Origin of the sequence: Ruegeria spongiae, from assembly GCF_023502395.1 — a bacterium.
GTDB lineage: Bacteria > Pseudomonadota > Alphaproteobacteria > Rhodobacterales > Rhodobacteraceae > Ruegeria_C > Ruegeria_C spongiae.
In genome coordinates this window covers 97,387-116,763 of the sequence record NZ_JAMFMB010000009.1, presented here as the reverse complement: position 1 = coordinate 116,763, position 19,377 = coordinate 97,387, and the positions used below count along the sequence as shown (strand labels likewise).

The 19,377-nt window shown below is 59.2% G+C and carries 13 protein-coding genes and 1 pseudogene; 4 read left to right on the top strand and 10 right to left on the bottom strand.

What is annotated here, in order from left to right; translation table 11 throughout:
• Positions 1-320: 320 nt before the first annotated feature.
• The 3 genes and pseudogenes from M3P21_RS09250 to M3P21_RS09240 all read left to right on the top strand — a co-directional run bounded on the left by M3P21_RS09250 (position 321) and on the right by M3P21_RS09240 (position 2,993).
• Positions 321-1,322 (top strand): SagB/ThcOx family dehydrogenase, encoded by a 1,002-nt coding sequence (locus M3P21_RS09250; protein ID WP_249709271.1) that lies wholly within the window; start codon positions 321-323, stop codon positions 1,320-1,322.
• Positions 1,319-1,840: pseudogene (locus tag M3P21_RS22650) on the top strand (hypothetical protein); the annotation flags it as partial. The gene M3P21_RS09250 and the pseudogene M3P21_RS22650, both read left to right, overlap by 4 nt.
• Entirely contained in the window at positions 1,770-2,993 is a 1,224-nt protein-coding gene (locus tag M3P21_RS09240) for a flavin-containing monooxygenase (RefSeq protein WP_308445937.1), read from the top strand. The pseudogene M3P21_RS22650 and the gene M3P21_RS09240, both read left to right, overlap by 71 nt.
• Before the next feature lie 219 nt (positions 2,994-3,212).
• Here M3P21_RS09240 and M3P21_RS09235 read toward each other — a convergent pair whose 3' ends face one another.
• The 7 genes from M3P21_RS09235 to M3P21_RS09205 form a co-directional block, all read right to left on the bottom strand.
• The gene (locus M3P21_RS09235) at positions 3,213-3,575 is read right to left on the bottom strand and encodes a diacylglycerol kinase (RefSeq protein ID WP_249709257.1); all 363 of its coding nucleotides are present in this window, start codon (positions 3,573-3,575) and stop codon (positions 3,213-3,215) included.
• A 154-nt stretch (positions 3,576-3,729) separates the two neighbouring features.
• A complete protein-coding gene (gene rpoC, locus M3P21_RS09230; RefSeq protein ID WP_249709255.1) occupies positions 3,730-7,971 on the bottom strand; it encodes a DNA-directed RNA polymerase subunit beta' in 4,242 nt (1,413 codons plus the stop codon).
• 49 nt (positions 7,972-8,020) lie between these two features.
• Entirely contained in the window at positions 8,021-12,154 is a 4,134-nt protein-coding gene (gene rpoB / locus M3P21_RS09225; protein ID WP_249709253.1) for a DNA-directed RNA polymerase subunit beta, read from the bottom strand.
• A 249-nt stretch (positions 12,155-12,403) separates the two neighbouring features.
• On the bottom strand, positions 12,404-12,778 hold the full coding sequence (gene rplL, locus M3P21_RS09220) for a 50S ribosomal protein L7/L12 (RefSeq protein WP_249709250.1): 375 nt from the start codon (positions 12,776-12,778) through the stop codon (positions 12,404-12,406).
• Between the two features lie 80 nt (positions 12,779-12,858).
• A complete protein-coding gene (gene rplJ / locus M3P21_RS09215) occupies positions 12,859-13,377 on the bottom strand; it encodes a 50S ribosomal protein L10 (RefSeq protein ID WP_249709248.1) in 519 nt (172 codons plus the stop codon).
• A 312-nt stretch (positions 13,378-13,689) separates the two neighbouring features.
• On the bottom strand, positions 13,690-15,387 hold the full coding sequence (locus tag M3P21_RS09210) for an AMP-binding protein (protein WP_249709238.1): 1,698 nt from the start codon (positions 15,385-15,387) through the stop codon (positions 13,690-13,692).
• Positions 15,388-15,535: 148 nt separating this feature from the next.
• The gene (locus M3P21_RS09205) at positions 15,536-16,378 is read right to left on the bottom strand and encodes a class I SAM-dependent methyltransferase (protein ID WP_249709236.1); all 843 of its coding nucleotides are present in this window, start codon (positions 16,376-16,378) and stop codon (positions 15,536-15,538) included.
• 211 nt (positions 16,379-16,589) lie between these two features.
• On the opposite strand from M3P21_RS09205, the gene M3P21_RS09200 reads away from it, so the two are divergent.
• Positions 16,590-17,567, top strand: a complete 978-nt coding sequence (locus M3P21_RS09200; protein WP_249709226.1) for a phosphotransferase — start codon at positions 16,590-16,592, stop codon at positions 17,565-17,567.
• A gap of 94 nt (positions 17,568-17,661) precedes the next feature.
• Here the strand turns inward: M3P21_RS09200 and rplA are convergent, their stop codons facing one another.
• From rplA to M3P21_RS09185, 3 genes are all read right to left on the bottom strand, one after another.
• On the bottom strand, positions 17,662-18,360 hold the full coding sequence (gene rplA, locus M3P21_RS09195) for a 50S ribosomal protein L1 (protein ID WP_249709224.1): 699 nt from the start codon (positions 18,358-18,360) through the stop codon (positions 17,662-17,664).
• Between the two features lies 1 nt (position 18,361).
• Positions 18,362-18,787, bottom strand: a complete 426-nt coding sequence (rplK, locus tag M3P21_RS09190; RefSeq protein WP_249709222.1) for a 50S ribosomal protein L11 — start codon at positions 18,785-18,787, stop codon at positions 18,362-18,364.
• Between the two features lie 225 nt (positions 18,788-19,012).
• Positions 19,013-19,306, bottom strand: a complete 294-nt coding sequence (locus M3P21_RS09185; protein ID WP_249709220.1) for a hypothetical protein — start codon at positions 19,304-19,306, stop codon at positions 19,013-19,015.
• Between the last annotated feature and the right edge of the window lie 71 nt (positions 19,307-19,377).

The following is a 19,377-nucleotide window of genomic DNA, read 5'->3' as shown; positions in this document are numbered from 1 at the left end:
CACCAGACCTGACATATAACTGGCGGTTGTTGGACGGCGTCATGGACCTGATAAATGGGTCCGTCGAAACCGCCCGGCTGTTGCCAAATCGCTGCCCGATAAGCCGCGATCTGGTGGCTGCCATACCGCAAGACATTCTGACTTGCTTTGATGCGGGGTGGAGCGAGAGCGCCGCCGCTGCTGACCCAACACGCGAAGCTGAATGGCTCGGCAGGCTTGATTGGCTCGAAATGCTCAAAAATTCGGGTTTGGTTCGGCTTGAATTGCGGTGCGGTGCGGAAAAACTGGTCACCCTGATCCCGCATCAGGGTCGGTTTGAGATGCCGGATGCGATCCGGCCCGTTCAGGGACTTGAAGCTAAACCCTTCCTTTATGCGCGCCCGGTCTCAGACGACATGGCCTTGAATGAACCAGACGCGCCAGTCACTGCGATCCTGCATTGTTCCGATCTACGCCAAACGGTTTTGAGCGGTCAGGTGCTTGATCTACACGGCGCTGACGGCGTTACAGCGATAATCTGCGGTCAGCTCTCTGCGTTGGGATTCTTACAGCCGACAGGCACCGCCGCCCACATCTCGCCAACCTGGGAATTCCATGATCGGCTGCTGCTGAGCCAAATCAAAAAGCAGGATAAAATCAATGGGTTTGGGGCCTCATACCGGTTCGGCTCTGATTTCGAGGTTGCGCAATCGCCCCTGCCCGCGATTGACGCAATAAAACTCTCCGAGCCGTCAGAAACGGGGCGACTGTTCAGCGACGTTTTGCAGAACCGCCGCAGCAGGCGGCATGTAGGCATGCAACCGGTGACTCTGGAGCGTCTGGCAAACCTGCTGGCCCGCGCGTGGCGGGAGGTTCAGACCGCCGACGGTTTTGCTGGCCGACTGAGGCCTTTCCCTTCTGGTGGTGCGGTTCATGAACTGGAATTGACGATCCTCGCTCGCACCGTCGATGGGTTGGAACCGGGGGCCTATCGGTACTGTAGCCGGTCAAACAGCTTGATACCAACCGAAGTGAAGAGACAAACCATCGACCGGTTATGCGACCAGGTGGGTGCCGCACCCGGCACTTCGGGCGAGGCGGTAGGCTGCGTTCTGGTCATAAGCTCGCAGTTCCCGAGACTGGCGCGGGTCTATGAAAAGATCGCATTGAAACTGACTTTGATGAATTCGGGCGCGGCGCTTCAGACATTGCAACTGGCCGCAACCGAACTTGGTCTGAACAGCTGGATTATCGGGGCGGGAATGGATTTCGACGTCGACGGCCTGTTGCCGGAAACCGACGAATTCCAGATCGCAGGCGTTGCTCTTGGAGAAGCATCATGAACGTGCAGAACCCGGACCTGGGCGACACGGTCATCCATGAAATCGCCCACACATGGGTCACCCAATTCGCCGAGGCGAACACCTCCGGCGACCCGGCGCAGATTGCCGCGCGGTTTCGCCCGGACGGGTTCTGGCGCGATTGTGTGGCCGTAAGTCGCCGCATCCAGACCGTAGAAACGGCCGAGGATATTCGAACCTTCGCCGCCACCATTCAGCCACGGAACCGTTTGTGCGGTATTCGGATGCTTCCCGGCATCAAACAAGAACGCGGTATGATCGTGGGCGAGTTTGCGTTTCGTACTGCCGTCTTCAGGGGCACGGCGCGTTTCAAACTGGTGGGCAACCGTTGTCGGGTTCTCGCGACCTTTGCCGAGGAGCTGATTGCGCCGGTAACCAGATCCCGTACCACCGACCCGGGATCGGATACGATCATAATCGGGGCAGGTCATGCGGGTTTGTCGCTGGCGGCCTGGCTCAAGAATCTGGGTATCAAGGCGACGGTATATGATGCGTGCGCCCGTCCGGGGGACGTTTGGCGCAATCGGTATGATTGCCCTGCGACTGCAGGACCCGACACCCTTCAACCATCTGCCATTTCGCCCCTTCCCCAAGACCTGGCCCGACAACGCGCCAAAAGAGATACTTGCGGACTTTCTGACCGAATACGCGACCGCGTTGGATCTCGATGTGGTGCCCAAGACCCGTTGTACCGGCGCGAGCTACGACAGCAATGCGGAGCGCTGGACTGTCGAGTTACAAACCGAAAGTACGACACGGTCGGTGACCTGCCGCAATCTGGTGGTGGCAACCGGCAAATTTGGCAAAGCTCGGCTGCCGGACTTCAAAGGCCTCAATAGTTTTGATGGTCCGGTTCAACATGCTTCACAATTCCGGAATGGCGCGGCGTTTTCCGGGCGTAAAGTAGCGGTTATCGGTGCGGGTAACTCCGCATTCGACATCGCCCAGGACCTCGCGGTGCATGGGGCCGAGTCGACACTTGTACAGCGCAGTCCGATCAGCTTGATCTCGCAAAAAACCTATTCTGATATGCTATTGGCGCATTTTCCCGGTGATGTTGGCCGCTCGGGGCGACCCAATGCGACCGAGCGGGCCATCCACGCCATGCCCGCGCGTCTTCATTTGCGCGCCGCAGCGATGGCCTTGCCCGCCATACGTGAGGCTGACAAGACTTTGCATGCCGACCTTTCCCGGGCAGGGCTGATGTTGGACGACGGCGTCGACGGTACAGGCGTCTTCGGCCAGTATCATCTTAGCGGCACAGGATTCGTCATCGATCAGGGTGCAGGAGACTGGATCGCTGACGGGCGCATTGCGGTCAGAACCGGAGCGGTCCAGTCGTTTGAATCTGGTGGCCTGCGACTTGAAAATGGCGCGATGATCCCCGCCGACGCAGTGATCTGCGCCACCGGGTTCCAGCCTTTCAACTCGGTACTGCAGGAACTTCTGGGCACTGATGTCACGGAGCAGATCGGTCCGGTCTGGGGCATCGGCCACGGCAGCGCCGGTGATCCAGGCCCGTGGACGGGCGAACAGCGCAACGTCTGGGCACCCACCAACTTGCCGGGCCTGTGGTTTCACGGCGGGTCGCTGGGGCCCAGCCGCTTTTACTCGCATTTGCTGGCCCTGCAGATTGCGGTTGGACCGCGCTGAACGGCCATCACGGGAAGTGTGCTACTCCGATCATTCGAACTTGATATTTTCAGGTGACCTTTGTGGGCAGTGGTCAAGGTTACGAACCCGCAAGACGCTTCGAAAATATGCCTGCCATACAATTCCACTCACATGACGGCTCGTAGTTTCTTTGGGTATCGGCCACAATTTGCATCAGAACGTGATACACACGCCGCTGCCACAATGGCGCAGGTTGCGTCACCTTCCGATCAGCCCCAGCAGAACCACCAGCCAGACCACCCCGGCCGCCAACGCGGTCAGGGCGACGGCGGCGCTGGCGGCGTCCTTGGCTTGACCTGCCAGTTCGTGCCGCTCGGTTGAAGTGAAATCCACCGCCCGCTCGATTGCAGTGTTGAAAAGCTCGGCCACCAGCACCAACAGACCAAGCGCCAGGATCAGGGCGCGTTCCCCGGCACTCAGCGGTAGCCAGAGAGCCAGCGCCACCGAGGCAAGGTTGGCCCAGACCCAGCAGCGGAACGAGTATTCCTCACGCCAGGTTGCAGCCAGCCCGGCCCAACTCCAGATCGTTCTGTCTTTCAGGCGAGCAAAGAAGTTGCGCATGGGTCCTCCGCAGCGGTTTTCCGGGCGTCATCACAAGGATGCAACCGGGCCGGGACGCGAAAATCAAGCGCCCATCCCGGTGCCGCACCAGATTTGACAAAAGAAAAGGGCCCCGCCTTGCGGCGGAGCCCCCTATCTGTCAGACGCGCACGTCTTATTCGCGGCTTTCCGGAGTGTCGACCAGCGTGTCAAAATCATCGCTGATAAAATCGTCCTCCATCACCGGCGCAGCAAGTGCTGCAGCGGCTTCGGCCTCTTCCCGGCGCGCTTCGATCACGACATTGTCGCGGTCCTGCGCCACGCGGCGCACGCGCTGGGTGGCCCCACCGGTCCCGGCCGGGATCAGGCGGCCAACGATGACGTTTTCCTTCAGACCGACCAGCTTGTCCTTCTTGCCCTGCACCGAAGCCTCGGTCAGCACGCGGGTGGTCTCCTGGAAGGAGGCCGCCGAGATGAAGGAGCGGGTCTGCAGCGAGGCCTTGGTGATGCCCAGCAGGATCGGTTCGCCCTGTGCCGGACGGCCGCCTTTGGCGATCGCCTTCTCACAGGCCGCATCAAACTCCTGCTTGTCGACATGTTCGCCCTTGAGAAGCGTGGTATCCCCGGATTCCTGGATCTCCCACTTCTGCAGCATCTGGCGCACGATGACTTCGATGTGCTTGTCGTTGATCTTCACACCTTGCAGGCGATAGACGTCCTGAACCTCGTCGATCATATAATCGGCCAGCGCCTCGACACCCATGATGGACAGGATGTCATGCGGGGCCGGGTTGCCGTCCATCAGGTATTCGCCCTTCTGGATGAAGTCGCCTTCGGCAACCGGGATGTGCTTGCCCTTGGGCACCATGTATTCGACGGCTTCCATCGACTCGTCTGCCGGTTCGATCGAGATGCGGCGCTTGTTCTTGTAGTCGCGGCCAAAGCGCACGTAACCATCGATTTCGGCGATGATTGCGTGATCCTTGGGACGACGCGCTTCGAACAGTTCCGCAACCCGCGGCAGACCACCGGTGATGTCCTTGGTCTTGGCGCCTTCACGCGGGATACGCGCAACAACGTCACCGGCATTGATCTTGTCACCGTCTTCGATCGACAGAACAGCGTCCACCGACATCGGATAGTGAACCGGGTTACCAGCGTCGTTGCGCACCGGTTCGCCATCTTCGCCCACGAGAATGATCTCGGGTTTCAGATCGTTGCCTTTCGGTGCCGCGCGCCAGTCGATCACGATCTTCTGGGTCATACCGGTCGCATCATCGGTCTCGTCGCGGACAGCAATGCCCGAAACCAGATCGACATATTTCACGGTACCGGCCTTTTCGGCGATGATCGGCAGGGTATAGGGATCCCATTCGAACAGCTTGTCGCCGCGCCCGATCTTGTCACCATCCTTGACGAACAGCTTGGAGCCGTAGCCCAGCTTGAAGCTGGCACGCTCTTCGCCATGCTCGTCGTTGATGATCAGCTTCATGTTCCGGCCCATCACCAGGTTCTCACCTGCTGAGTTTTTCAAAATCTGCGGGTTTTCGAAGACGATGACACCGTCCTGACCTGCCTCCTGGAAGGATTGCTGGCCACCCTGGGCAACGCCGCCGATGTGGAAGGTCCGCATCGTCAGCTGAGTGCCGGGTTCACCGATCGACTGCGCCGCGATGATGCCGACGGCCTCACCGGTGTTGACCATGGTACCGCGCGCAAGGTCGCGGCCATAGCACATGGCGCAGACGCCCTCTTCGGCCTCACAGGTCAGCGGCGAGCGGATGCGCGCGCTGACAACACCGGCCTCATCAACCGAATCCGCCATGCGTTCGTCGATCAACTGACCCGCAGCGATCAGCACCTCAGTGGTGCCGGGCTTGAGGATGTCATCGGCAGCCACACGGCCCAGAATACGGTCCGCCAGCGAGGACACAACTTCACCGTCATTGACCGCAGCTTCGGCCGTGATGGCACGGTCGGTGCCGCATTCATGCGCCCGCACGATGCAGTCCTGCGCCACGTCCACCAGACGACGGGTCAGATAGCCCGAGTTCGCCGTCTTCAGAGCGGTATCGGACAGACCTTTCCGCGCACCGTGGGTCGAGTTGAAGTATTCAAGAACGGTCAGACCTTCCTTGAAGTTCGAGATGATCGGCGTTTCGATGATGTCGCCATTCGGCTTCGCCATCAGCCCGCGCATCCCGCCCAGCTGCTTCATCTGCGTGACCGAGCCACGGGCACCGGAGTGGGCCATCATGTAGACCGAGTTCGGTTCCTGCTCGGCGCCGTTCTCGTCACGATCCGAGGACGAGATCGTGCCCATCATCGCATCGGTGACACGGTCGTTACACTTGGACCAGGCATCGACAACCTTGTTGTACTTTTCGCCCTGAGTGATCAGGCCGTCCATGTACTGTTGTTCGAAGTCCTTCACCTGGGTGCGGGTGTCTTCGACAATAGGCCATTTGTCATCGGGGATCACCATGTCGTCCTTGCCGAACGAGATGCCCGCCTTGAACGCCTCACGGAAGCCCATAGTCATGATCTGGTCGCAGAAGATGACCGACTCCTTCTGACCGCAATAGCGGTAGACGGTGTCGATGACCTGCTGCACTTCTTTCTTGCGCAGCAAACGGTTGACCAGCTCAAAGGGTGCCTTGGCGTTCAGCGGCAGCAGCGCGCCCAGACGGACCCGGCCCGGCGTGGTTTCAAAGCGCTGTTGCACTTCCAGGCCATTTTCGTCGATCTGGGTGATCCGCGCGGTGATCTTGGTGTGCAGATGCACTTCACCTGCGTCCAGCGCGTGCTGAACCTCGTCGATCGAGCCGAACACCTTGCCTTCGCCCGGCATGCCTTCGCGTTCCAGGGTCACATAATAAAGGCCCAGAATCATGTCCTGCGACGGAACGATGATCGGCGCGCCGTTTGCAGGCGACAGAACGTTGTTGGTCGACATCATCAGAACGCGCGCTTCCAGCTGGGCCTCAAGGCTCAGCGGGACGTGCACGGCCATCTGGTCACCGTCGAAGTCGGCGTTGAAAGCGGAACAAACCAGCGGGTGCAGCTGGATCGCCTTGCCTTCGATCAGAACCGGCTCAAATGCCTGAATGCCAAGACGGTGCAGCGTCGGCGCACGGTTCAGCATCACGGGGTGTTCGCGGATCACCTCGTCGAGGATATCCCACACTTCGGGACGCTCTTTCTCGACCAGTTTCTTCGCCTGTTTCACGGTCGAAGACAGCCCCTTGGCCTCGAGCCGCGAGTAGATGAACGGCTTGAACAGTTCCAGCGCCATCTTCTTGGGCAGGCCACATTGATGCAGCCTCAGTTCTGGACCGGTCACAATGACCGAACGACCCGAGAAGTCGACCCGCTTACCCAGAAGGTTCTGACGGAAGCGACCCTGCTTGCCTTTCAGCATGTCGCTGAGCGATTTCAGCGGACGCTTGTTGGCGCCGGTGATCACGCGGCCACGGCGGCCGTTGTCGAACAGAGCATCCACCGATTCCTGCAGCATCCGCTTTTCGTTGCGGACGATGATGTCCGGTGCGCGCAGTTCGATCAGACGCTTCAGACGGTTGTTCCGGTTGATCACACGACGATAGAGATCGTTCAGATCGGACGTCGCAAAGCGGCCCCCATCCAGCGGCACCAGCGGGCGCAGTTCCGGCGGAATGACCGGGATCACGGTCAAAACCATCCACTCCGGGCGGTTGCCCGATTCAAGGAAGCTTTCGACCACTTTCAGACGCTTGATGATCTTCTTGGGCTTCAGCTCACCGGTGGCTTCGGCCAGATCAGCGCGCAGCTGCTCGGCTTCGGCTTCCAGATCGATCTGAGCCAGCATCTCGCGGATGGCTTCGGCGCCGATATTGGCTGTGAACGCGTCCATGCCAAAGGCATCCTGCGCGTCCATAAACTCTTCTTCGGTCAGCATCTGGCCGTAGGACAGGTCGGTCAGACCAGGTTCGATCACAACGTAGTTCTCGAAGTACAGAACCCGCTCCAGATCGCGCAGCGTCATGTCCAGCATCAGACCGATGCGCGAGGGCAGCGACTTCAGGAACCAGATATGCGCAACAGGTGCGGCCAGTTCGATATGGCCCATCCGCTCGCGGCGGACCTTTTGCAGGGTGACTTCCACACCGCATTTCTCGCAGACAACGCCGCGATATTTCATGCGCTTATATTTGCCGCAGAGGCATTCGTAGTCTTTGATCGGGCCAAAGATACGCGCGCAGAACAGACCGTCACGCTCGGGCTTGAACGTACGGTAGTTGATGGTTTCGGGTTTCTTGATCTCACCGAAAGACCAAGAGAGGACCCGCTCGGGGCTGGCCAGAGAGACTTTGATTTCATCAAAGACCTTTTGCGGCGTCAGCGGGTTGAACGGGTTGTTCGTCAGTTCCTGGTTCATTTTGCGTCCTTACAAATTGGGATGGGATGAGTGTGGGGCGATGCCGCCCCTACTCTTCCTCCGCATCCAGGAGTTCCATGTTCAGGCCGAGGCCACGGACTTCTTTCACCAGAACGTTAAAGCTCTCGGGAACGCCCGCTTCGAAGTTGTCCTCGCCCTTGACGATCGACTCATAGACCTTGGTCCGGCCTGCCACGTCGTCCGACTTGACTGTCAGCATCTCCTGCAGGGTATAGGCGGCGCCGTAAGCTTCCAGAGCCCAGACCTCCATTTCCCCGAAACGCTGACCACCGAACTGCGCCTTACCGCCCAGCGGCTGCTGGGTGACGAGGCTGTAGGGCCCGGTCGAGCGCGCGTGGATCTTGTCATCCACCAGGTGGTGCAGTTTCAGCAGGTACTTGATGCCGACGGTCACCGGGCGTGCGAATTGCTCGCCTGTGCGACCATCAAACAGAACCGACTGACCGGATGTGTCAAAGCCTGAACGCGTCAGCGCGTCGTTGACGTCTGCCTCTTTGGCGCCGTCAAAGACCGGCGTTGCAATCGGCACACCGTTGGTGACATTGCCTGCCGCCTCGATCAGATCAACCTCGTCCATGACGGTGATGCCTTCTTCGTAGACATCCTCGCCATAGGCCAGCTTCATCGCCTCGCGCACCGGGGTCAGATCGCCAGAGCGGCGGTACTCGCCCAGAGCCTCGTCAATGTTCACACCCAGACCGCGCGCGGCCCAACCCATGTGGGTTTCAAGGATCTGACCAACGTTCATCCGCGACGGAACCCCCAGCGGGTTCAGACAGAAGTCAACCGGCGTACCATCCGCGAGGAACGGCATGTCTTCCATCGGAACAACCTTGGAGATCACACCCTTGTTCCCGTGACGACCGGCCATCTTGTCGCCCGGCTGCAGCTTGCGCTTCACGGCGATGAAGACCTTGACCATCTTCATCACACCCGGTGGCAGGTCGTCGCCACGGCGGACTTTCTCGACCTTGTCCTCGAACCGGGCGTCCAGAGCGCGCTTTTGCACTTCGTACTGCTCGTTCAGAGCCTCGACGACCTGCGCGTCCTTCTCGTCTTCCAGCGCCAGCTGCCACCACTGACCACGGGTCAGAGTATCCAGCAGGTCCTCGTTGATCTCGGAGCCTGCCTTGACGCCTTTCGGGCCTTTGACGGCTTTCTTGCCAAGGATCATCGACTTCAGACGCGCATAGATGTTGCGGTCGAGGATGGCGAGTTCGTCGTCCCGGTCACGGGCCAGACGTTCGACTTCCTCACGCTCGATCTGCAGCGCGCGTTCGTCTTTTTCGACGCCGTGACGGTTGAAGACACGCACTTCGACCACGGTTCCGAAATCGCCCGGCTTCACGCGCAAGCTTGTGTCGCGCACGTCAGATGCCTTTTCGCCGAAGATGGCGCGCAGCAGCTTTTCTTCCGGGGTCATCGGGCTTTCGCCCTTGGGGGTGATCTTGCCGACCAGAATATCGCCCGGTTCCACATCCGCGCCGATGTACACGATGCCCGCCTCGTCGAGGTTGCGCAGCGCTTCTTCGCCCACGTTGGGGATGTCGCGAGTGATCTCTTCCGGGCCCAGCTTGGTGTCGCGGGCGGCAACTTCGAATTCCTCGATATGGACCGAGGTAAAGACGTCATCACGCGCGATACGCTCGGAAATCAGGATCGAGTCTTCGTAGTTGTAGCCATTCCACGGCATGAAGGCGACGACGACGTTCTTGCCGAGCGCCAGTTCCCCCATATCGGTGGACGGGCCATCGGCCAGCACTTCGCCCTTCTGAACCGTCTGACCGACCTTCACCAGCGGACGCTGGTTGATGCAGGTGTTCTGGTTGGAACGCTGGAACTTGCGCATGCGGTAGATATCCACGCCCGCGTCGCCCAGTTCCAGATCCTCGGTGGCCCGGATCACGATCCGCTGGGCGTCGACCTGGTCGATGATGCCCGCGCGTTTCGCCATGATCGCAGCGCCGGAATCGCGGGCCACAACCTCTTCGATGCCGGTGCCGACCAGCGGCGCCTCGGCCCGCAAAAGCGGAACCGCCTGACGCTGCATGTTCGAGCCCATCAGAGCGCGGTTGGCGTCGTCGTTTTCAAGGAACGGGATCAGCGAGGCCGCGACCGAGACCAGCTGTTTCGGGCTGACGTCGATCAGATCAACCGCATCGACCGGGGCCAGCGTATAGTCGCCAGCCTGGCGGGTGTTGACCATCTCGTTGATGAACCGGCCCTCGCCATCCAGCGTCGCGTTGGCCTGGGCTACGGTGTGACGCATTTCCTCGGTCGCCGACAAATAGTGAACCTCGTCGGTCACCTTGCCTTCGTTCACGACGCGATAGGGCGTTTCGATGAAGCCGTATTTGTTCACGCGGGCAAAGGTGGCCAGCGAGTTGATCAGACCAATGTTCGGCCCTTCCGGCGTTTCAATCGGGCACATCCGGCCATAGTGGGTCGGGTGCACGTCGCGCACCTCAAAGCCCGCACGCTCGCGGGTCAGACCGCCCGGCCCAAGCGCCGAGAGTCGGCGTTTGTGGGTCACTTCCGACAACGGGTTGGTCTGGTCCATGAATTGGCTCAGCTGCGAGGAGCCGAAGAATTCGCGCACTGCAGCAGCAGCCGGTTTGGCATTGATCAGATCCTGCGGCATGACCGTGTCGATCTCGACGCTGGACATGCGTTCCTTGATGGCGCGCTCCATGCGCAGCAGACCAACGCGGTACTGGTTCTCCATCAGTTCGCCGACCGAACGCACCCGACGGTTGCCGAGGTGGTCGATGTCGTCCACGTCGCCCTTGCCATCGCGCAGTTCCACCAGCGCCTTGATACAGGCAACGATGTCTTCCTTGCGCAGGGTCCGCTGGGTGTCTTCGGCGTCAAGTGCCAGACGCATGTTCATCTTGACCCGGCCAACAGCCGACAGGTCATAGCGCTCGCTGTCGAAGAACAGCGTGTCGAACAGCGCCGAGGCGGCCTCGACGGTGGGCGGCTCGCCCGGGCGCATGACGCGGTAGATGTCCATGAGTGCGGTGTCGCGGCCCATGTTCTTGTCCGCTGCCATGGTGTTGCGCATGTAGGGACCGACATTGATGTTGTCGATGTCCAGCACCGGAATCTCGGTGATATCCGCGTCGATCAGGTCTTTGACGGTGCCGCCGATCAGCTCGCCATCCTTGTCGTATTCCAGCGTCAGCTCATCCCCGGCCTCGACATAGATCGCGCCGGTTTCTTCGTTGATGATGTCCTTGGCGACAAACTTGCCGACGATATGTTCGAAAGGCACCAGCAGGTTGGTGACCTCGCCCTCTTCGATCAGCTTCTTGACCGCACGCGGGGTGACTTTCTTGCCCGCTTCGGCAATCACCTCACCGGATTTTGCGTCGACCAGATCATAGGTCGGACGAGTGCCGCGCACACGCTCGGGGAAGAACGGCGTGGCCCAGCCCTTCTTCTTCTCCAGCTTGAACGGAACGGTGTTGTAATAGGCATCCATGATGCCTTCCTGATCGAGACCCAGCGCATAGAGCAGGGTTGTCACCGGCAATTTGCGGCGACGGTCGATCCGGGCGAACACGATGTCCTTGGCGTCGAACTCGAAGTCCAGCCAGCTGCCGCGATACGGGATGATGCGGCAGGCAAACAGCAGCTTGCCCGAGGAATGGGTCTTGCCCTTGTCATGGTCAAAGAACACACCGGGCGAGCGGTGCATCTGGGACACGATCACGCGTTCGGTGCCATTCACGATGAAGGTACCGTTCGGGGTCATCAGGGGCATGTCGCCCATGAAGACATCCTGTTCCTTGATGTCCTTGACCGATTTGGCGCCGGTATCCTCGTCGACATCAAACACGATCAGACGCAGGGTGACCTTGAGCGGGGCGCTGTAGGTCATGTCGCGCTGCATGCACTCTTCGACGTCGTACTTGGGACGTTCCAGATCGTATTTCACGAATTCCAGAACGGAGGTTTCGTTGAAATCCTTGATCGGGAAGACCGACTGGAACACGCCCTTGATACCCTCGCCGTCAAGCGGCACATCGCTATCGCCGGAGCGCAGGAAAAGATCATAAGAAGATTTCTGGACCTCGATGAGGTTCGGCATATCCAGAACTTCGCGGATTTTGCCGTAATATTTACGAAGACGTTTCTGGCCAAGGAACGTTTGAGCCATGTCAGATGTCACCTTTCAGGTTCTCAGCGGTCAAGACTGCCGTCGGGCCCCGGCAGCTTGCCCCTACGAGACAGCAGGTCCGGATCAATTCATGGCCACCGTCCCGAGTGGCGGCCTCCCGATCCGAAACCCTGCCTTAGAAAACGCTTTGGCGGCCAAAGCCCTTTCTAAGACAGGTTCGGCTGGACCCGGATTTCTCCGGGCCCAGCCAAATTTTGCGGCACATCAGCGATGTACCTGCCGAGGGGCTTAGGCCACTTCGACTTCGGCGCCAGCTGCTTCCAACTTGCCTTTGACTTCTTCCGCTTCGTCTTTCGACACAGCTTCTTTGATCTTGCCACCGGCTTCGACCAGTTCCTTGGCTTCTTTCAGGCCAAGACCGGTCAGGGCGCGGACTTCTTTGATCACGTTGATTTTCGAAGCGCCGGCGTTCTTCAGAACGACGTCGAATTCGGTCTTCTCTTCCTCGGCTGCGCCACCGGCGTCAGCAGGGCCAGCCATGACAACTGCGCCGCCTGCTGCGGGCTCGATGCCGTACTCGTCCTTGAGGATGGTTTTCAGTTCTTGTGCTTCCAGCAGGGTCAGGCCCACGATGCTTTCTGCGAGTGCTTTCAGATCAGCCATTGTATCAGCTCTTTCCGTTTTACAGTGTGTGTTCCAACGTCAGGGTGTTCACCCTACGCGGGTCATTCAGTGCCAACCGCTTACGCAGCTTCCGCCTTCTCTTCGATGGTCGAAAGGATGCTTGCGATGTTGCTTGCAGGTGCGCCAATTGCGCCAGCGATGTTCGAAGCAGGTGCGCCGATCATGCCCGCGATGGTAGCAATAAGCTCCTCGCGCGAAGGCATTTTCGACACGGCTTCGACGCCGGCACGGTCCAGAGCATTCTCACCCATCGAACCGCCAAGGATTGCGAACTTCTTGTTCTCCTTGGCGAAGTCCTCGGCCACCTTGGCTGCTGCCACGGGGTCCTCGGAATAGGTCAGAACGGTCATCCCTGTCAGCAGGTCAGCGATGCTTTCACACGGCTTACCCTCAAGGGCGATTTTGGCGAGCCTGTTTTTGGCAACACGCACAGATCCACCCGCTTCGCGTGCACGCGCGCGCAGATCCTGCATTTCAGCAACTGTCAGACCGACGTAGTGGGCAACCACAACGACGCCAGAGCTTTCGAAGATCTGGCCGAGTTCCTCGACCACTTTCTCTTTCTGGGCTCTATCCACAGTTCTCTCCAAGTTAGGGATGTCAGACATCCCGGCTCATATTTGCCGCGGCCAAGACCCCGGCGTTCAGGTCCGTTGTTACGGGGTTGAGCCAAAATTCGCCCGAAGGTCACGCCCTCGATCTCATTTGTCTTTACCCGTCTCAGGCAGGAAATTAAGACCCCATGCGGGGCCACCCACCGTCTTGGACGAAACAAAATAAAGCGCACGACGAATCGCACGCTTTATTCCGCAGCTCTACTTAGCCCCCAGCGACGGGGTTTCCAAGAGGTAAAGTGACCGATCCGCGGGTTTTGGCGCAGGGTGCGCGGGCTAGTTCAGATAGTCCTCTCGCAGTTGCCGTCGCAGCACCTTGCCGGTCAGCGTGACCGGAACCGCATCGACAAAACGAACCTGTCTGGGGATCTTGTAATTGGTCAGTACCTCGCGGCAGGCCCCCAGTATCGCATCCTCGGTCGGGCCCTCATCCACACATACGACAAAAGCGACCGGTGTTTCGCCGGTTTTGTCGTCCGGGATGCCGATCACACCCACCTGAATTACGCCGGGCACCGTCGAGATCACATCTTCGATCTCACCGGGTGACACGTTGAACCCGGATACAAGGATCATGTCCTTTTTGCGGTCAACAATTTCAAGGAACCCATCTGCGTCCATCACGCCGATGTCACCGGTATAGAGCCACCCGTCACGGAGTGCCTCCTCGGTTGCGTCAGGCCGGTTCACATAGCCTTTCATCAAGGTCGGACTGCGCGCAATGACCTCGCCGGGCGCGCCAAGCGGAACTTCATAGCCATCATCATCCACAATGCGGATTTCGGCCCCAGGCACCGGAATACCGACCTTGCCAAAGCGATTGTCCGAGGGCGGGTTCAGCGTAAGCACCCCTGAGATCTCGGTCATTCCATACCCCTGATTGATTCCGATGCCGGTCCTTTCCTGCCACTTGAGTGCCACGCCGGTTTGCTGCGCCGCCCCGCCAGAGCCACAGAACCGGAGATTTTCAAACATTCTCCGGTCAAACCACGGTTCCGCCAGCAATGCAGCAAACAGCGTGTTGACGCCGGTGAACCAGGTTATGGTGTATTTCTCAAACGCGGCTTTCAGGTTCGAGGGCGGGCGCGGGCTGGGTGCCAGAACGGCATGACTTCCAAGCTTCATTCCCAGGATGAAGATCAGCACATAAGCTGTGATGTGGTAAAGCGGCAATGCGATCAATGCGGTTTCGGCACCGTCTTTCACTTCGTCTTCAACCATCAGATAACCCTGATGCGCATTCAGCAATACGCCGCTATGCGACAACTCGGCCCCCTTGCTGCGCCCGGTTGTTCCGCTGGTGTATTGCAGCAGGGCCGTATCGCTCGGCTTGACCTGCTTCGCATAGGCCGCGACATCCTTGCCCGCGATGGATTTCCGGCCCCGGGCCAGCGCATCGGACATCCTGACATGCGGCGTCGAAATGTCCGGGACCACCTTGCGCACCCGCTTGAGGACAAAGCCCAGAAACGCCTTTTTGAGCATCGGAAAGAAATCGACCAGCGACAGCGTGACGACATGTTTGACATTGGTGTGGCCAACCACCTGATCAACCTTGTCGCCGAACAGATCAACGATCACCAGCGCCTTGGCATTGCCGTCGGTCAACTGGTGCTCAAGCTCCTGCGCGGTATAGAGCGGATTGACATTGGTGTTGATGCAGCCGGCTTTTGCGATACCCATCGAGGCCACGCAAAAGCCGATGCAGTTGGGGGACATGAGCGCAACGGTTTCACCAGCCGCAAGACCAATGTCTTCGCGCAGATACCCGGCGAACTGATCCGAAAGCGCGTCCAATTCGGCATAGGTGATTGTCGTCTGCGCTCCGGTCGGAAGCATCGTCGTCAACGCCGGGCGATCGCCATAGGTTCGGCTGGCCTCCCTGCACATCTGCGCAAGGGTCTGGTTGCCAATATTGGTCTTATCGAAGGTCAGCGCCTCTGGTGAATGGTATTTTTCCCAAGGTTTCTGCATCTGTAACCCCTCTCAAAAAATCACTAAAAAAAACGTTTGGGTTTCACTCTACAGACAATGCGCCATCACACCAAGCACCCGGCAGGGCGTCGGCCCTACGCGCCCATAAGACAGGCGAGCCGAAAGCCACCGGCAGAAATCCTGGTGATCAGAGCCGTTCGGCCAGCAGCCGCACGCCGCTCAAACCGCCGGTTTCGTACTGTCCGACAAAGAAAGCATAGGCGCTGTCCCAGCTTTCAAAATGCGCCAGACCGAAACGCTCTACCGTCTGGTCCTTAAGGCTGCGGTACATCGCAAGGCGCTCGATCAGGATATCGCGCCAGATTTCACCCAGATAATCCGCCTGCCGCACCGTGAAACCGGCCCGTTCAAGCCGCTGGCGATAATCGGGGATCGTGCATAGACCCGAAAAGGCCAATTCCCTTTCCAACCGCCTGCGACCCTCGCCTGTGGTCGTGTCGGTGGCGACGATATCGGTGAATGCCAGCCTGCCGCCTGATTTGAGCACACGCGCACTCTCGCGCAGGACCTGATCCTTGTCGGGGATATGGCAGAATGCTTCCTGACTGATGGCCACATCGAATTCGTCATCCGCAAAAGGTGTATTCATCGCGTCGGCGCAATGGAATGCCACGCGATCCGCCTGCCCTGTCATCTGTGTCAGCCGTTTCGCGCCCTCGATCCGGCTGGCGGTCAGATCGACTCCGCTCACCCGGCAGCCATAATTCTGGGCAAGATACCGCGCCGGCCCGCCCAACCCGCAGCAGATATCCAGCACATGATCGCTGTCCGTGATGCCCGCCAGCTCGGCCAGAGCATCATTTGCCGCTACTCCCCCATAGTGGTCCTGATCATAGGCCTGAAGCGTATCTTCGGTCAGCGCGTCCAAATCCGCGCCGTCCCGCTTCAGTTTTTCAAGGATTTGCGGCAGGCTGATCGGGTGGCTGTCGTAAAAGGAACGCACCTCTGCCAGATGGGTATCTTTGCTCATGTGGTCCTCCGATGGTCGGCTCGCGATGCATGTCTGCGCTCACCCTGCACCGCTTCGGAAGTGACCGAAACCCGTCAGGCGCAATTTAGGCAACAACCGCCCCTTGGGATGGCGTTGACATGATGCATGCCGTCCTGTCCATTTGCCCGTGCGCTGGCGGCTCGGTCAGCGGCCCGCCCTTCCTGACCCGCAGCGGCACCACGGATCACAAATGCTGACCCTGTCCCACCATGAAACGCAACTTGCATCGGCCTATGTGGACGAATTCGCACAGGCTTGCCTTGGTGGCGCCGCCCCGGCCTTTGACTGCATCTATCGCTCAAGCAATTTTCCCCAGACGCGTCTCGTCTTGCGGATCAGCACTGCAGAGGGATCCTACGCCCTGAAAGTCGACACCGAGTCACCCCTGACCGGGCGGCTGAAAGCGGAATTTGGTGTCCTGCAGGAACTGCACACATTTTTTCAGGACAATAAGACCTCGCAGGTCGTGCGCCCGGTGTATTACTCGCCAGGGAACGCCTTTTTCGTCACCGTGTTCATCGACCGGCCCACGGCGGTCGATCTGATTTATGACTCCCCCGATGACGGCAAGGTCGCGCAGGTCTATCGCCGGGCCGGTTCCTGGCTGCATGACCTGCACGGGTTTCGCGCCCCCACGCAGATGCCCTTCTGGCCGCAATGGATGATGGAAAGCATCCGGGAACTGGCTAAAACCGCCCGGCCCGAAATCGCGGAGGACTACCGGGTGATGATGAACATCATGCGTGCCGATGCCGGGCGGTTGCGCGGCAAGCCCGTTCTACGCACCTTTTCGCATGGCGATTTTCACGGGTTGAACCTGATCCTTGGTCAGGGCGCGGCCCTGGGTCTGGATTTCACCGAAGTGATCGAGAAACCGGCAATCTATGACATCGTCGATTTCCTGAAGGCGGATGTGTTCCGAGACGATACCGGGCAGGATCTGGACCGCAGCGGTATCCTTAGAAAAAACAAGGAAATGTTCTTTCGCCGATACCGGCATCCGATCGACATGGACATACTGGATTTCTGCATCCGGGGGAGATTGCTGAAAGATTGGCTGGAGGTTTCCGGCGAAGAGTACACTCCGACCGAATTCGAGGTGCAAAAGTCCAGGCATCTCCGGCACAGGCTGCGACGGGCCCTTATCGAGCCCGTCACCCTGGACTGACCCGGACGGGCAAGCGCGCCACGCTGGCGCACAAAAAAATCCCCGGAGCGCGTGCGGCGCTCCGGGGACTGTTTCTTGACCTGAGGGTCTGGGCTTATTCGCCCGAGGCGCTGGCCACGTCGAGGGTCACGCCGGGGCCCATGGTCGAGCTCAGCGCAATCTTCTTCATGTATGTGCCCTTGGCGCCCGCCGGCTTGGCCTTGGCCACAGCCGAGATGAACGCGCGGACGTTTTCGACCAGCTTGCCTTCGTCGAAGGACGCCTTGCCGACACCGGCATGCACAACGCCGCCTTTTTCCGCCTTGAACTGAACTTCACCGCCCTTGGCTGCTTCCACGGCCGCTTTCACGTCCATGGTCACGGTGCCGACCTTGGGGTTCGGCATCAGGTTGCGGGGGCCCAGAACCTTGCCCAGACGACCCACGACGGGCATCATGTCCGGGGTTGCAATGCAGCGATCGAATTCGATGGTGCCGCCCTGGATGGTTTCCATCAGGTCCTCTGCGCCAACGATATCCGCGCCTGCGGCCTGTGCCTCTTCGGCCTTGGGGCCACGGGCGAACACGGCAACGCGCATGGCTTTGCCGGTGCCGTTGGGCAGGCCGACAACGCCGCGCACCATCTGGTCCGCGTGGCGGGTGTCAACGCCCAGGTTCAGAGCGATCTCGACGGTTTCGTCGAACTTCGAGGTTGCGTTGGCCTTGACCAGAGCAACGGCTTCTTCGACCGACAGGTTGGCCTTGCCAGCGACTGCTTCGCGCGCGGCGCGGGTGCGTTTTCCGAGCTTTGCCATCTTACTTCACCTCGATGCCCATGGAGCGGGCGGAGCCCAGGATGATCTGCATTGCGCCTTCGATGTCGTTGGCGTTCAGATCCTTCATTTTCGCTTCGGCAATCTCGCGCACCTGCTTGGAGGTGACAGAGCCCACGATCTCGCGGCTCGGGTTGTTGGCACCCGATTTCAGCTTGGCGGCCTTCTTCAGGTAGTAAGACGCGGGCGGCGTCTTGATGTCCATGGTAAAGGACTTGTCCTGATAGTAGCTGATCACGGTCGGGCACGGCGCACCGGGCTCCATGTCTGCTGTCTTGGCGTTGAACGCCTTGCAGAATTCCATGATGTTGATGCCGCGCTGACCCAGCGCCGGACCAACCGGCGGCGAGGGGTTCGCTTGACCTGCAGGAACCTGCAGCTTCATTGTACCAGCAAGCTTCTTGGCCATTTGGATTTCCTTTCAACTAAGGTGAAACGCGTTTCACCCAGATTATGTTGCGTGGTCCGATCCGGGATCGCGATCCCTGCAATCTCCCACGAGAGAATCTCGCCCGAAGACGATAGAGGCGGCATGTATAGCGGAATGGAAGGGTTGGCAAGTGGCTGGTCCAACCATCTTGGATGAATGCTTCGAGCCCAAAGTTCCAAATGCTGCAGCGCGCGCCAATGGCCGTTATTGCGGAATGAACTCTAGCCAGCCTGCCGATCCAGCTATTAATAAAAACCCTAGAAACAGCGTTAGCGCGATGACCCAATGGATAAATGTTTTCATGCGCTTCCCCTCTTTGGGGAACCAGTTGAACTTACGCAACCAACTCAGAATTAAGTCCACGAACATGAGCACAAACATGAAGTGGCGGAAAAACAGATAGATGAACAATACGCCGAGGATAATTCCTGCTACCGTGTTGGCCGGAACAATTTCCCAACTGTTCCCGTTGGCTGAAGTAGTAACTGTGCTTTCCATCAACTCTCTGCCTACATGTTCATGTTGACGAATAGTTGAAAATAACATGACAGCAAGAACTAATCTCGCTG